The sequence below is a fragment of the Streptomyces sp. NPDC091280 genome (assembly GCF_044768565.1).
GTDB lineage: Bacteria > Actinomycetota > Actinomycetes > Streptomycetales > Streptomycetaceae > Streptomyces.
In genome coordinates, this window is sequence record NZ_JBIVUZ010000004.1 from 137,064 (window position 1) to 151,862 (window position 14,799).

Here is a 14,799-nt window from a genome sequence, read left to right on the forward strand (position 1 = left end):
TATGCGCAAGCGTTTACGCCTGTGCCAGCACCACGCACGACTCCCTCGGCAGCCGCAGCAGACCGTCCGCCCCCGGCGCCGCCACCGGCTCCCACGCGGCCAGGATCTCCGCCGGGCGGGTGCCCAGGGGGATCGCGGCTGGCTCCTTGCCGAGGTTCACGGCGACGCGTACGTCCCCGCGCCGGAGGGCCAGCCAGCGGGCGTCCTCGTCGAAGGCCACCTTGGTGTCGGAGAGGTCGGGATCGGTGAGGTCGGGCTGCTCGTGCCGGAGGGCGACGAGACGGCGGTACCAGGCCAGCACGCGCGCGTGCGGCTCGCGCTCCGGCTCCGACCAGTCCAGGCAGGAGCGGTCCCGGGTCGCCGGGTCCTGGGGGTCGGGCACGTCCTCCTCGGCCCAGCCGTGCGCCGCGAACTCCCGCCGCCTGCCCCGCCGTACGGCCTCCGCGAGGTCCGGGTCGGTGTGGTCGGTGAAGAACTGCCAGGGCGTGCCCGCCGCCCATTCCTCGCCCATGAACAGCATCGGCGTGAAGGGACCGGTGAGCGTCAGCGCCGCCGCGCAGGCCAGCAGCCCGGGGGAGAGGGACGCCGAAAGGCGGTCCCCCTGGGCGCGGTTGCCGATCTGGTCGTGGGTCTGGCTGTAGCCGAGCAGCCGGTGGGCGGCCACGCGCGTGCGGTCCAGGGGGCGGCCGTGGTGCCGGTCGCGGAAGCTCGAATAGCTGCCGTCGTGGAAGTAGCCGCCCGTGAGCGTCTTGGCGACCGCCGAGAGCGGGGCCCGCGCGAAGTCCGCGTAGTAGCCCTGTGCTTCGCCGGTCAGCGCCGTGTGCAGGGAGTGGTGGAAGTCGTCGTTCCACTGGGCGTGCAGCCCGAGACCGCCCTCCGCGCGGGGAGTGACCACACGCGGGTCGTTCAGGTCGGACTCGGCGACCAGGAAGAGCGGCCGGCCCGTCTCGGCGGCCAACGAGTCGACGGCGGCGGACAGTTCCTCAAGGAAGTGGCACGCGCGCGTGTCCTGCAACGCGTGCACCGCGTCCAGCCGCAGCCCGTCGATCCGGTAGTCCCGCAGCCAGGCCAGCGCGCTGCCCAGCAGGAAGGCGCGCACCTCGTCCGAGCCCGGCGCGTCCAGGTTCACGGCGCTGCCCCAGGGGGTCTGGTGCGTGTCCGTGAAGTACGGGCCGAACGCGGGCAGGTAGTTCCCGGACGGGCCGAGGTGGTTGTGCACCACGTCGAGCACCACGCCCAACCCGAGTTCGTGGGCCCGGTCGACGAACCGCTTCAGCGCCTCGGGGCCGCCGTAGGGCTCGTGCACGGCCCACAGGGAGACACCCTCGTAGCCCCAGCCGTGCCGCCCGGGGAACGGGCACAGGGGCATCAACTCGACGTGGGTGACGCCCAGTCCGGCGAGATGGCCGAGCCGGTCGGCCGCCGCGTCCAGGGTGCCCTCGGGCGTGTACGTGCCGACGTGCAGCTCGTAGAGCACCGCGCCCGGCAGCGGGCGGCCCGGCCACCCGGCGGTGCGCCACGCGTACCGCTCGTGCTCGACGACGGCGCTCAGGCCGTCGGGGCCGTCCGGCTGGCGGCGCGAGCGCGGGTCGGGCAGCGGCGGGCCGTCGTCGACCGCGAACCCGTACCGCGTGCCGTGGCCCGCGTCCGCCTCGCCGCGCCACCACCCCACGCGCGCGGGATCGCGCTCCAACGCGCGCGTGGCGCCCTCCCGATGGAGCGTCACACGGTCTGCCTCTGGTGCCCACACCTCGAACTGCACGGACGGTTCCCCTTCGTCTGCTCACCGGGATGTAGCCCGTCCATCGTGCTTCAAACGAGATCAATCCGCTTTTGAATCCACCCCTTTGGCGCAGGTGTCGTCATCTTCACGCGCGTGGGGGCCGTTTCCGCGTCTTCTGGACACCCGGGGTTCACTGCCCGACAATCACGAGCGTGACGTCGTCCTTCGAGTTCCACACGTACCCCGCGCGGTTGTCCGACGCGGAGCGCGACAAGGCGCTCAAGGTCCTCCACGACGGCGTCGCCATGGGACGGCTCTCGCACGACACGTTCATCCGGCGCATGGAACTGGCGCTCGCCGCCCGCCGGTCCGAGGACCTCGTGGCGCTCACCGCCGACCTGCCCACCGAAAGCCGCCTCTCACGCGCCCTGTTCGGCACCGTGGAGGCCGTCTCCGGGTTCACCGTACGGCTGCGCAGAGCCTGGCAGGCCGAGCGGCTGCCCAAGCTGCTGCTGCCCCACCCGGGCGACGCGCACCCGCTGCGCATCGGCCGCGACCCCGCCAACGGACTGCGCCTGACCCACGAGACGGTGTCCCGGGTGCACGCCGAACTCAGCCGCCAGGGCGGCATGTGGGTGCTGCGCGACCTCGGCTCGACCAACGGCACGACGGTCAACGGCCGTCGCGTGATCGGGGCGGCCGTCGTCCGCGAGGGCGACCAGATCGGCTTCGGACGGATGGCGTTCCGGCTCGCCGTGAACTGAGCGCGAACCCGTCTCGACCCCGGCTCCGACACAGCCCCGCCTCACCTCTGGCCTGGGCATTACCCGATGTGGCGATCTTGGGGCGGAGTGAAATCCCTTTGCATACGGCGGTGTTGACGTACCCCTCGGGCCGTGACTGACTGTGTGTACACCATGCACATCTGGTGAACCGACGGCACCAAATCCGTGGAGGTGTGCCCTGCCGCCACTCCTCCGCTACCCGTCCGTGGACGAGCTGGGGGCCCAGGCCGCCGCACTCGTCGCCCGCCGACCCCGGGACGCCCGGCTGCGCCGCGTCGGCACCTCCCGCGCCGGTACGCCCCTGTGGCTGCTCTGCGTGGGCCACGGCAGCCGCCAGGCCCTCGTGGTCGCCGGACCGCACGCCAACGAGCCCGTGGGCGGCGCGACGGTGCTGCGCCTGGCCGAACGGGTCCTCGCCGACCCCCGGTTGAGCGAGGGCGCCGACGCCACCTGGAACCTGCTGCTGTCCCTGGACCCCGACGGCTCGCGCCGCAACGAGGGCTGGCTGCCCGGCCCCTACAGCCTCGGCCGGTACTTCCGGAACTTCTTCCGGCCCGGCTTCCTGGAGCAGCCCGAGTGGCTGCCGGACGGCGCGGCCGGGGCCCGACTCCCGGAGACCCGCGCCCTGTTGGAGGTCCAGGACGAACTGCGGCCCTTCCTCCAGTGCTCCCTGCACGGCGTCGACGTGGGCGGCGGCTTCGTCGAGCTGACCCGCGACCTCCCGGGCCTCGCCCAGCGCGTCGCGCACACCGCGGCCCGCCTCGGCATCCCACGCGAACTCGGGCCCTACGACACCCTGTACTGGCCCAGCATCGGCCCGGCCGTCTACCGCATCCCGCCACCGCGCCGGGGCGATCTGGCCGCCGCCATCACCGAGGCCGCCGTCGAGTCGACCTGGTTCCACCCGCACCGGCACGGCACCGTCACCGCGGTCGTGGAGGCACCGATGTGGGGCGTGGCCGGCGTCGAGGACGGCACCCCGCCCGCCGACGCGGACGCCGTCCTGCGCACCCTGAGCCGCACCCTGCGCCACGACACCCGCATCCTGGAACAACTCCTCGCGCGAATACGGCCGTTCGTGCAGGGCGGACCCGATACGGCGACGGCCGCGACGGAGCCGGGCACGCTCTCCCGTACGGCCGGGCCGACGCCGCTGACGGCCGCCCGGCCCGGTGCCGGCCCGGTGGGACCACTGCCCGGGGCCGCGGCCGACCGCCGCCCCCGGCACGACGTCGGCCGCCCCGCTCCCGCGCCGACAGCCACCCCCGGAGTGCTGCCCCGGCCCCCGCGCGTGCCCGACGCCGCACGGCTGCTCGCGCCGGTCGACGACTACTTACTGGTGTGCCCCGGGCTCGCCGACGCGTGGGACCCCGATGTCGACACCAGCGCCGCCCGCCCGCTGCCGCCGCTCAACACCGCGCATCTCGCGGCCCTGCGCATCGCGGGCCGGCGCCTCGCGCTGCGCACGGCCGGGCTGCTGTACCAGCTCGTCGTCGCCTCCGGCAGCGACCCGGCCGGTGTGCTGCCCGAGCTGGACCGGCTGATCGACGAGTGGTGCGCCGACTACCGGGACGGCTTCGGAGCGCGCTGGATCTCCGTCGCACGCCAGGTCGAGTACCAGTCGCGCGTGGTGCTCAGCGCGTTCGAACTGGCCCGCCGCCACACGCCCGTCCACTCCCGTTCGAGTGAGCCGGGCTGGGGTGCGCAGAGCGCGGTGCCGATGCACCGGGAATGACGTACACCTCCACAGCGACCGCCCTCCGCGCCGCCCTGCTGGCAGCTGCCCTGCTCCTCGCCGCCGGCCGGGCACCCGTCCTGGCGGCACCCCGGCACGGCCTCCAGGACGACTGGCTCCGGCTCACCGTCACGCGCGGCGACGGCCCGTCCGGCGACCCGCGTGACACCCGGTCCGTCGACCCGCGCGGGACCCTGCTCCTGTGCGACCCGCCCCAGGGACACGCCCACGCGGCCGAGGCCTGCGCCGAACTGGGCGCGGCGGGCGGCGACATCGACGCCATCCCGGCGAAGAGCGTCCTCTGCCCGATGATCTACGCCCCGGTCACCGCCCAAGCGCGCGGGCAGTGGCAGGGACGCCCGGTCGACTACACGAGGACCTTCTCGAACGGCTGCGTCATGGCGGCGCGCACCGGCGACGTCTTCGCGCTGGACACCTGAGCGGGACGGGCGGGGTCAGGCCGAGCGCCGGGCACGCGCGCGTGGGGCCCCGCCGATCTCGACCGCCCGCTCGCGCGCGTACAGCGCCGCCGCCACGACCGTCCGGGACTGGTGCTCCACCTGGTGCTCCAGCGGTACCCAGCGGGCCCGGAAGCGCTCCGCGAAGGCATCGCTCCACGAGACCACGAGGTGTTCGAGCAGGGGCGCCGCGCGGTCGTCGGTCTCCCGCAGCACCCGCAGCAGCATCGCCGCCGCCCGTAACGGCAGCCGGCGTCCGAACGCGTCCACACTGCCGACGTACGCCATCGTGGTGTCGGCCGGCGAGGTGTGCATCCAGTCCGCGGCCAGGCCGGGCACCAGCTCCAGCGCCCACCGCGCGGCCCGCAGCAGCGGCCCGTCGGCGCCCTGGAGCCGCGGCAGCGCCTCGGTGAGCACCCGCTCGACCTCCCGCCCGTCCCGCAGCAGACGGCGCCCCAGCCGCCGTAGCGCCGCCGCCGGGGCGGGATGCGGCGCCGGGTCGTCGACCAGGTCGCTCGCCCACATCGGGACCTCCACGACGGCCGTCAGACCTCCGTAGCGGTGCGCGTGGTACCAGGTGCTGTGCCGGGCGTCGTCCGGCATGCTCGGGTAGGCCGCGTCCGAACCGGGCGCCGGCATCACATGCACCCCGGGCCCCGAGGCGGGCCAGCCCGCCGCGTCCGAGGCGCCCGTCTCCACCGGGATGCGCAGCTCCGCCGCCGACTTGGCGAACGGTTCGGCGAGCCCCGGTATGTCCTTCGTCAACTGCACCCAGCTGCCGCCGAGATCGGTGCCGTGCAGGGTCACCTGGAGGTAGGGCCGCAGCTCGTCGATCACCCGGGTCAACGCCCTCGTCTCCGGGGGCAGTCGGTCGGGCGGCAGCACCGAGGGCGACCACTCCGGCTGCTCGGGACCCGCCGGGCGGAAGAAGCCCAGGTGGTAGTCGAGCAGGCTGCGCGGTGCCGGTGTGACGTGCAGGCTCGCTCCGTCCGGGTCCGCGCAGAGCAGGAAGTGCCAGGCCGTGTCCGACCTCAACTCCCGCTCGCGGACCACCCGTTCGGCCAGCGCGAGCAGCGTGGAGCCGCCGGTCGGCTCGTTGGCGTGGGCGCCCGCGACCACCAGCACGGCGCGCCGGGCGTGTCCCACGGACAGCAGATGAAGCGGTCTGCCCGCGCGCGAGACACCGATCTGGCGCAAGGTGCACAGGGCCGGCCGGTGAGCGGCCAACGCCCGCGCGGACGAGACCAGTTCGGCCACACTGGGGTATCGCAACTCCGGCAGGAGACTCACCCCCGACTACTCCGCCCCGGCTTCGCAACCGCAGTACTTCATGGCCTCTGTGAACTGTCAAGCAGACCGCGGGGGAGGCTCCAGGGGGCGCCCAGGGGCATTTACCGGCAGCCGGTAGGCGCGTTGGTGCCAGCAGGGGGCCGGGGATTTCCAGAGGGTTTCGCGGGTCGCCGCGGTCACCTCCGGTGACGTCGTCGGCGGGCACGCGCGCGTGCCCCCGCACCACGGACACCGCCCGCCCGGCCCGCCACCGTACGCCCGCGGCCCGACCCGTGCCCCGGGTCCGTACGCGGGTGCGAGCCGGTGGCCGGGGACCCGTCGCACGCCGTGCGGCCGGGCGGGTCCGCCTCACCCGAACGGCCGTACGGGAGCTGCGGTCCGCGCGGTGCGGTGGTCGGCTGGGGGCAGCCGCGTGCGCGCAGGACGCGGACGACCGGCCGCGCACCTCCTGGACCGTGTGCGGCGCAGCTGCGACCACGGGAGCGGACGGCGGTGCTGTGTCTCACCGAGGTGACCGTCCCCCGCACCGCGGGCGCCCCGGCCCGGCCACCGGGACCCCCGAGCCTGCGGACGGCCGTACGGGACCCCTACCCGCTCTACCGCGTCCTCCGCACACACCATCCGCTGGTGTACGACGAGCCGTTCGGAGCCTGGCTCCTCAGCCGCCACGGCGACGTCCGCGCGGCGCTCGCCGACCCCAGGCTCGTCCCTGTGGCCGGGCATCCGGCCGCGCCCGAGGCGGAACGGCCCCTGGACCGGGCGCTGCGCGGGCCCGCGCAGGCCGCCCTGACCGCCGCCGTCGAACGCAGCGCCCATGTCCTCGCCCGCCGCCTCGCCGCCCGCGCGGACGCCGACCTGGTGGCCGAGTTCTGCGACTGGCTGCCCACCGCCACGGCCGTGGCCGCGCTCGGGCTGCCGTACGAGGAGACCGCGCGGGTGCACAGCTGGTGCCGCGCGGGACTCGGCCGCTCGGAGGGCGGCCGTCGCGAACTGGGCGCCTTCCTGCGGCCGTTGACGGCCCGGCGCCGCGCGCACCCGGGCGGCGACCTGCTGTCCGTGCTGTGCGCCGCGCGCGGTGACGGCGGCCCGCTGTCGGACGACGCCGTCACCGGGCTGGTGGGCACGCTGCTCGGCGCGTCCGGCGAGAGCACCGCGCGGGCTCTCGCCTCGTTCCTCGCCAACGTCCTCGACCACCCGCGCCAGTTGGCCGTGCTCCGCGCCCGCCCCGACCTCGTGCCGGGCGCCTGGGCGGAGTCGCTGCGCCGCGATCCGCCGCAGCACATCGTGCTGCGCCGCGCCCTCGCGCCCGTCGGCGCGATACCCGCGGGCGCCACCGTCGCCTGTCTGCTCGGCGCCGCCGGCCGCGACCCGGAACGCTTCACCGACCCGGACCGCTACGACGCCTTCCGCACCGACCCCGGACCGCTCGCCCACGGCACCCGCCCGGACGCCCTGCTGGCCGCTCTCACGGCCGAACACGGCCTGCGGGCCCTCCTGTCCGCGCTGCCCGGTCTGCGCCGCGCACCGGGCGCCCGGCAGCTGCCCGCCGACCTGGTCCACCGCTCGCCCCGGACCCTCCGGGTGTGCGTCTAGTCGGAGACCTCCAGCAGCACCACCGGCGACAGCGCGAAAAGGTCCGCCACGCGCGCGTGCCCCGTGAACCGCCGCTCCGGAGCGAGCACATCGGCCCACCCGCCCGGCGGCAGCGGGAGCACCGTGTCGCGCCAGCCGCCCGCCTCCGCGAGCCGTGACGACAGCCGGGTCACGGCCGTGACCGCCGCCCCCGAGCGGGCGAACGCCACACAGTGCGCCGCCGCCGGACCCTCCGCGGCCAGCGGGACGTACGTCGCCGCGTCACCGAAGGCCCCGGGACGACGGGCCCGCAGCCGCAGCGCGGCGGCCGTCACAGCGCCCTTGGCACCCGCCTCCGGGGGCGGGAACGGCACCGGCCGCCGGTTGTCGGGGTCGACCAGCGCCAGGTACTCGGCCTCGGTGCCCTGGAAGAGGTCCGGCACACCCGGCATCGTCAGCTGGAGCAGCGCGGCACCCAGCACGTTCGCCCGGACGTGCGGCTCCAGCGCGGCGCGGAAGGCGGCCACGCGCTCACCGGGCGGCCCGCACGGGCCCGCCGCGACGAACGCCGCCACCGCCTCCTCGTAGGCCGGCCGCTGCTCCGTCCAGCTCGTGTGCAGACCCGCCTCCCGCACATGCTTCAACAGGGCGCCCTGGACCCGCTCCGGGTCCGCCGGGCCGAGACCGAACACCATCTGCCAGGCCGCCCAAGCCAGTTGCGGGTCCGGCACGCCCGCACCGGTACGGGTCACCTCGGTCAGCACGTCCGCCCAGCGCTCCGGCACCTCGGTGAGCACGGCCAGCGCGGCCCGTACGTCCGCGCTGCGCTTGGTGTCGTGGGTCGACAGCACGGTGCCCGCCACGGGCCAGTCGCGCTGCACGCGCGCGCAGTACGCGTGGAAGTCCTCCGGGGACACGGCAGGACGGCCCGGGTTCCCGCCCACCTCGGTCGCCGACAGCAGCGGCACATAGCGGTAGAAGGCCGTGTCCTCCACGGACTTGGCCCGCAGCGCGGACGCCGTCTGCGCGAACCGGACCCGGAACTCGACCTCCTCGGGCCCGTCCCCGTACCGCCCCAGCAGCAGTTCCCGTACGACGTCGACGGCGCCCGCCTCCTCCGGGACCGCGAACGCCTGCCGGGCCTCGGCCGCCGCCTCCTCGGTCACGACGGCCGCGGTGTCGCCCGAGGTGTACGGCCGGTAGACCTCCACGCGCACCAGGAGCTCCACCAGCGCGGTCCGCAGCGCCCAGGGGGCCCGGTCGCGCAGCGCGGGCTCAGGGGACGCGGCGCACAGCCCGCTCACGACCCGGGTCAGCCGGTCCGTCTCGGCGTCCAGCTCGTGCGTGAGCACCTTGTACGCCGCCCGCCGCACCGTCGCCTCCCAGTGCCCGCCCCGGTCCGGCTGCGGGGCCGCGAACCTCCGGTACTGGCCCAGGAGTTCCCCCGCCCCCGCCGGGTCCGCGAACAGCCCGTCGACGTGCCTGAGGGCGTCGTAGCCGGTGGTGCCCGCGACGGGCCAGGACGCCGGCAGCCGCTCCCCGTCCGCGAGGATCTTCTCCACGACCGTCCAGCGGCCCCCGGTCGCCCCGTGCAGCCGCCGGAGATAGCCGTCGGGGTCGGCGAGGCCGTCCGGGTGGTCCACGCGCAGCCCGTCCACGACACCCTCGCGCAGCAGCTGGAGGATCTTGCCGTGCGTGGCGTCGAAGACCTCGGGGTCCTCCACGCGGACCCCGATCAGCTCCGAAATGCTGAAGAACCGCCGGTAGTTCAGCTCGGTGCGGGCCAGCCGCCACCACCCCAGGCGGTACCACTGCGCGTCCAGGAGCCGCGGCAACGGCAGCTCCCCGGTGCCCGCGCGCAGCGGGAACACCTGGTCGTAGTAGCGCAGCACATCGCCGTCGACCTCCAGGTGCTCCAGCTCGGAGCCGACCGGTCCGCCCAGCACCGGCAGCAGCAGCCGTCCGCCCTGCGCCTCCCAGTCGATGTCGAACCAGCGCGCGTACGGCGACTTGGGCCCCTCCCTGAGCACCTCCCACAGGGCGTGGTTGTGGCGCGGGGACATGGCCATGTGGTTCGGCACGATGTCCACCACCAGACCGAGACCGTGCTCCCGCGCGGTGCGCGCGAGGGCCCGCAGGCCGTCCTCGCCGCCGATCTCGTCCCGCACGCGCGCGTGGTCCACGACGTCGTAGCCGTGCGTCGACCCCGGGACGGACTCCAGGACGGGCGAGAGGTGCAGGTGCGAGACGCCGAGCGACGCCAGGTACGGCACGGCCGCCGCGGCCGCCGCGAACGGGAACTCTGGCTGCAATTGCAGCCGGTAGGTGGCCGTGGGCACTGCCGGGTCGGGTCGTTCAGGTGTCATGCAGACCTGTGTACCCGCCCGGCAGCCCTTCGTGTCATCGCCCCCGGCATCCGGTCCACCGGCCGGGTGCTAGGCCGTGTCCGCGAAGTCCCGCCTGCCTCGCGACGCCCGGCACGCTCGCCGCACCGCCCGAAAGCCCAAGTACGCCCAGTACGAGGACTTCCGGGCGGCGCACCGAGCGCACGCACCGGACGCCGCGAGGCCCGCCCTCCGGGCGAACGACGGGACTTTGCGGACACGACCTAGCCCCTACGTGGGGCGTTGCAGGACCGTCATGCTGCGGTCCACCAGGGTCAGCCGGTCCCCGGCCTTCACCTTCGCGCCCGTGCCCGCCGGCACCCCCTCCGGGCGGCCGGTGTCCACGACCACCTCCCACTGGCGGCCGTGGTTGACCGGGACCACGAAGTCCAGCGTCTGGGGCGAGGCGTTGAACAGCATCAGGAAGGAGTCGTCGGCGATCCGCTCCCCGCGCTGCCCCGGCTCCGAGATCGCGTTGCCGTTCAGGAACACCGACAGCGCGGACGCCTGCGCCGAGTCCCAGTCCCGCTGGGTCATCTCCTTGCCCTCCGGGGTGAACCAGGCGATGTCCGACAGCTCGTCGTGGGTGCCCTCCACGGGCCGCCCGTGGAAGAAGCGCCGGCGCCGGAACACCGGGTGCTCCTTGCGCAGCCACACCAGGGCGCGCGTGAAGGCCAGCAACGGCGACGGTTCGGCGCCCTCCTCCGGCCAGTGCACCCAGGCCAGCTCGCTGTCCTGGCAGTACGCGTTGTTGTTGCCCTCCTGGGTGCGCGCGAACTCATCACCGTGGCTGACCATCGGCACGCCCTGGGACAGCATCAGCGTGGCCACGAAGTTGCGCGTCTGGCGGGCGCGCAGCTCCAGGACCGCCGGGTCGTCGGTCTCGCCCTCGGCACCGCAGTTCCACGAGCGGTTGTGGCTCTCGCCGTCGCGGTTGTCCTCGCCGTTGGCCTGGTTGCGCTTGTCGTTGTACGACACCAGGTCGTTGAGCGTGAACCCGTCGTGGCAGGTCACGAAGTTGATGGAGGCCAGCGGGCGACGGCCGTCGTCCTGGTAGAGGTCGGACGAGCCGGTCAGCCGGGACGCGAACTCCGCGAGCGCCCGTCCCTCGCCCCGCCACAGGTCCCGCACGGTGTCCCGGTACTTGCCGTTCCACTCGGTCCACAGCGGCGGGAAGTTGCCCACCTGGTAGCCGCCCTCGCCGACGTCCCAGGGCTCCGCGATCAGCTTCACCTGGGAGACCACCGGGTCCTGCTGCACCAGGTCGAAGAACGACGACAGCCGGTCCACTTCGTGGAACTGCCGCGCCAGGGTGGCCGCCAGGTCGAAGCGGAAGCCGTCGACATGCATCTCGGTGACCCAGTAGCGCAGCGAGTCCATGATCAGCTGGAGCACGTGCGGGGACCGCATGAGCAGCGAATTGCCCGTCCCCGTGGTGTCCGTGTAGTAGCGGGGGTCGTCCGCCAGCCGGTAGTACGACGGGTTGTCGAGGCCCCTGAAGGACAGCGTCGGGCCCAGGTGGTTGCCCTCGGCGGTGTGGTTGTAGACGACGTCCAGGATGACCTCGATACCGGCCTCGTGCAGCGCCCGTACCGCCGACTTGAACTCCAGGACCTGCTGGCCGCGGTCGCCCCAGGAGGCGTACGCGTTGTGCGGGGCGAAGAAACCGATCGTGTTGTAGCCCCAGTAGTTGTTCAGCCCCATGTCGACCAGCCGGTGGTCGTTCACGAACTGGTGCACCGGCATCAGCTCCAGGGCGGTCACCCCGAGCTCCACCAGGTGCTCGATCACCGCCGGATGCGCGAGCGCCGCGTAGGTGCCGCGCAGCTCGTCCGGCAGCCCCGGGTGGAGCATCGTCAGGCCCTTGACGTGCGCTTCGTAGAGCACGGTCTCGTGGTAGCCGCGCCGGGGCCGCCGGTCGTCGCCCCAGTCGAAGTACGGGTTGACCACGACCGACGACATCGTGTGCGGGGCCGAGTCCAGGTCGTTGCGTTTCTCCGGGGCGTCGAAGTGGTAGCCGTACACCTCCTCGCCCCAGGCGATCGATCCGCTGACGGCCTTCGCGTACGGGTCGAGCAGCAGCTTCGCGGAATTGCACCGCAGGCCGCGCTCGGGGGCGTACGGGCCGTGCGCGCGGAAGCCGTAGCGCTGTCCGGGCATGATGCCGGGCACGTACGCGTGCCGTACGAAAGCGTCGCTCTCGCGCAGCTCCACCGCCGTCTCCGAGCCGTCGTCGTGCAGCAGACACAGCTCTACTCGGTCCGCGGCCTCCGTGAAGACCGCGAAGTTGGTGCCGGCGCCGTCGTACGTGGCACCGAGTGGATACGCCTCTCCAGGCCAGACCTGCATGGTCACGACTCTTTCAGCCGGGCCCCGCCACCGGGGCGCCTTGACCCTGAGTCTCCCCGAAAGTGAGGGAACCACCTATGACTTACATCCCTCTTACCAAATGACCGGTGCGTACGACGTATGCCGTACGCCGATCCAAGTGGGACAGACACCACTCCCAGCGGTCCGGGGACGGATCCAGGGGGAGTAGGGGGAGATGTGCGAAGGACAGTGCACCGCCACCTGGGCAAAGTGGTGGCGGGTACGGCCATAGCGGTGGCGGGGACCGCCGTGATGGTCGCCGTCACCCTGCCGGGCACGGCGGGGGCCGACGAGTCGGGGGGCACCGGAAAGGCCGCCGGATCCGCGCAGCAGGCGGCGGACGGGCTGGGCGCGGCACCCGGTGTGGTGCAACAGGCCCCGGCCGAGGGCGAGAAGGGCACGGGCCGCGACCCGCTGACCGACGACGAGACCAAGCGCGTCGAACAGCTCGCGGTGAACCAGCAGTTCCTCAACTCCAGTGAGAACGTGGACGGCAAGCGCGGGCCGCAGCGCCTCGACGTCGAACTCGCCGACCCGAACCCCGACGAGCTGGACAACCCGAACGCGCCGCGCCGCGCGGACGTGACGTTCTACGACTACAAGGACGACACGGTCGTCACCAAGACCGTCAACCTGGACACCGGCAAGGTCGAGCAGACCGGCACCCAGCACGGAGTGCAGCCGCCGCCGAGCCATGCCGAGGACGTCGAGGCGGCCCAGCTGCTGCTGGCGGACCCGCTGGGCGCGGGCCTGAAGGCGGACTACAAGGACGCCACCGGCAACGAACTCACCTCGCCCGACAAGCTGTTGCTGACCGCCATGATCTACAAGGCGACCCCGGGCAAGCAGTCCGGAGTCTTCGACCAGTGCGGCGAGCACCGCTGCGTACGGCTGTTCCCGAAGGTCAAGAACGGGCCGTGGATCGACGCCCGTGACTTCGTCATCGACCTGAGCGCCCGCAAGGTCGGCAAGCTCACCGGCTGAGCCGGAACCCTCGGTCCTTCGCCCAGCCCTTCGTCCACTGTCCCAACTTGCTTCTCCTGTAAGGGAGTCACTTCTTCATGCGCGTCAACAGAATCAGCCGTGCCCGCAGTCGGGGGGCCGTGGCCCTCACGGTGGCCGCCCTGGCCGCCGGTGCCACCGCGGGCGCGGGCCCGGCCGTCGCCCAGCCGAAGGCGGCCCCGAGCGCCGCCGTCCCCGGTTGCAGCGCCGCGTACACCATCGAGCAGAAGCTCTCCACCGGCACCACCTGGCGGATGTGCTGGCACTACGAGCGCGAGGCCGGCCTCGTCCTGGAGAACATCTCCTACCAGCCGCCCGGCCAGGCCACCCCCATCAAGGTGCTCGCCGACGCGAAGCTCGCCCAGATCCACGTGCCGTACGACGACGGCAAGAACGAGTACAGCGACCTCACGCAGTACGGCTTCGGCACCGGCCTGATGAACATGGCGCCCGGCGAGTGTCCCGGCGGCACCATCAAGACCGTCAAGGTCCCCGACGCCATCGACCCGGACCACCCGAACGTCAAGGGCCTCTGCACCACGACCCGTTCGCGCGGCCACGCCTTCCGCATGCAGGGCGACAGCGCCAACAAGGTCTACCAGACCCAGGGCAAGGACTTCCTCGTCTACACGGTCAACCAGGTCGGCTGGTACGAGTACATCACCGAGTGGCGCTTCCAGGACGACGGCACCATCAACATGAACGTCGGCGCCACCGGCAGCCTCTCGCCCTACGACTACGACGCGGGCGACGGCCGCGGCTGGCCGCTCGGCAAGGGCGCCACCGCCTACGCGACGAGCCACCAGCACGACGTCTTCTGGAAGTTGGACTTCGCGCTCGACGGCTCCTCCAAGGGCCGCGTCGAGCAGTACGACTCCAAGGTCACCACCCACGGCGCCAACACCCCCACCAACAAGACCACGTTGACCAAGGTGACCAAGGAACTCGCGGGCGACGCCAAGAACATGCGCTGGTGGCGCATCGTCAGCGCGACCGGCAAGAACAAGGACAACCACGCCCGGTCCTACGAGATAGTCCCCGGCCCCACCACCAAGTACCCGGGCCGCAGCTTCACCCAGCACGACGTGTACTTCACGCAGTACAACAAGTGCGAGCAGTTCGCCAGCGACAACCTGCCCAACTGCGGTGCGGGGCACCCGAAGTCGGTCGACAAGTGGGTCAACGGACAGACCCTCACACAGCCCGTGGTCTGGGTGAACGTCGGCTTCCACCACATCGCCCGCGACGAGGACCAGCAGCCGATGCCGGTCCACTGGCAGGGATTCTCGATCGCCCCGCGCGACGTCACCGCCATGAATCCGCTCACTCCGGCCGCGCTCGCGAACCAGAACGGCAATGTCCTCGGCGGAAGTTGAGAAACGACCCTGTCCATCCGGCTGCACCGCCGACCGGTCCCGGAGTACCCTTCCTTGATCGTTGAGACTGGGGAGAGCTCGGGGGAGCGGAAGGCGGTGCACGG

Annotated in this window: 10 protein-coding genes; 6 read left to right on the top strand and 4 right to left on the bottom strand. The window is 73.1% G+C overall.

Going from position 1 to position 14,799, the window contains the following annotated elements; all coding sequences use genetic code 11:
- Window positions 1-13 precede the first annotated feature (13 nt).
- Window positions 14-1,762, bottom strand: a complete 1,749-nt coding sequence (treZ, locus tag ACIQPR_RS13975) for a malto-oligosyltrehalose trehalohydrolase (RefSeq protein WP_403646777.1) — start codon at window positions 1,760-1,762, stop codon at window positions 14-16.
- Between the two features lie 173 nt (window positions 1,763-1,935).
- On the opposite strand from treZ, the gene ACIQPR_RS13980 reads away from it, so the two are divergent.
- From ACIQPR_RS13980 to ACIQPR_RS13990, 3 genes are all read left to right on the top strand, one after another.
- Entirely contained in the window at window positions 1,936-2,487 is a 552-nt protein-coding gene (locus ACIQPR_RS13980; protein WP_403646780.1) for an FHA domain-containing protein, read from the top strand.
- Between the two features lie 226 nt (window positions 2,488-2,713).
- Window positions 2,714-4,243 carry a M14 family zinc carboxypeptidase gene (locus ACIQPR_RS13985; RefSeq protein ID WP_403646783.1) on the top strand — a complete coding sequence of 510 codons (1,530 nt, stop codon included), beginning with the start codon at window positions 2,714-2,716 and terminating at the stop codon, window positions 4,241-4,243.
- A complete protein-coding gene (locus ACIQPR_RS13990) occupies window positions 4,240-4,683 on the top strand; it encodes an SSI family serine proteinase inhibitor (RefSeq protein ID WP_403646785.1) in 444 nt (147 codons plus the stop codon). The genes ACIQPR_RS13985 and ACIQPR_RS13990 overlap by 4 nt, the downstream gene beginning before the upstream one ends.
- A 15-nt stretch (window positions 4,684-4,698) precedes the next feature.
- Here the strand turns inward: ACIQPR_RS13990 and ACIQPR_RS13995 are convergent, their stop codons facing one another.
- Window positions 4,699-5,991, bottom strand: a complete 1,293-nt coding sequence (locus tag ACIQPR_RS13995) for a M14 family zinc carboxypeptidase (RefSeq protein ID WP_403646788.1) — start codon at window positions 5,989-5,991, stop codon at window positions 4,699-4,701.
- A 492-nt stretch (window positions 5,992-6,483) separates the two neighbouring features.
- Between ACIQPR_RS13995 and ACIQPR_RS14000 the strand changes: the two genes are divergently transcribed.
- Window positions 6,484-7,584, top strand: a complete 1,101-nt coding sequence (locus ACIQPR_RS14000) for a cytochrome P450 (protein ID WP_403646791.1) — start codon at window positions 6,484-6,486, stop codon at window positions 7,582-7,584.
- On the opposite strand, the gene treY is transcribed toward ACIQPR_RS14000, so the two are convergent.
- Window positions 7,581-9,929: a malto-oligosyltrehalose synthase gene (treY, locus tag ACIQPR_RS14005; protein ID WP_403646793.1), complete on the bottom strand. Its 2,349-nt coding sequence runs from the start codon at window positions 9,927-9,929 to the stop codon at window positions 7,581-7,583. The two genes, ACIQPR_RS14000 and treY, sit on opposite strands and share 4 nt — an antisense overlap.
- Window positions 9,930-10,178: 249 nt before the next feature.
- Window positions 10,179-12,296: a glycogen debranching protein GlgX gene (gene glgX, locus ACIQPR_RS14010; protein ID WP_403646796.1), complete on the bottom strand. Its 2,118-nt coding sequence runs from the start codon at window positions 12,294-12,296 to the stop codon at window positions 10,179-10,181.
- 198 nt (window positions 12,297-12,494) lie between these two features.
- Here glgX and ACIQPR_RS14015 point away from each other — a divergent pair, with 198 nt between their 5' ends.
- Window positions 12,495-13,301: a Tat pathway signal sequence domain protein gene (locus tag ACIQPR_RS14015; RefSeq protein ID WP_403646799.1), complete on the top strand. Its 807-nt coding sequence runs from the start codon at window positions 12,495-12,497 to the stop codon at window positions 13,299-13,301.
- A gap of 77 nt (window positions 13,302-13,378) precedes the next feature.
- A complete protein-coding gene (locus tag ACIQPR_RS14020) occupies window positions 13,379-14,695 on the top strand; it encodes a copper amine oxidase (protein ID WP_403646802.1) in 1,317 nt (438 codons plus the stop codon).
- The last annotated feature ends 104 nt before the right edge of the window (window positions 14,696-14,799 follow it).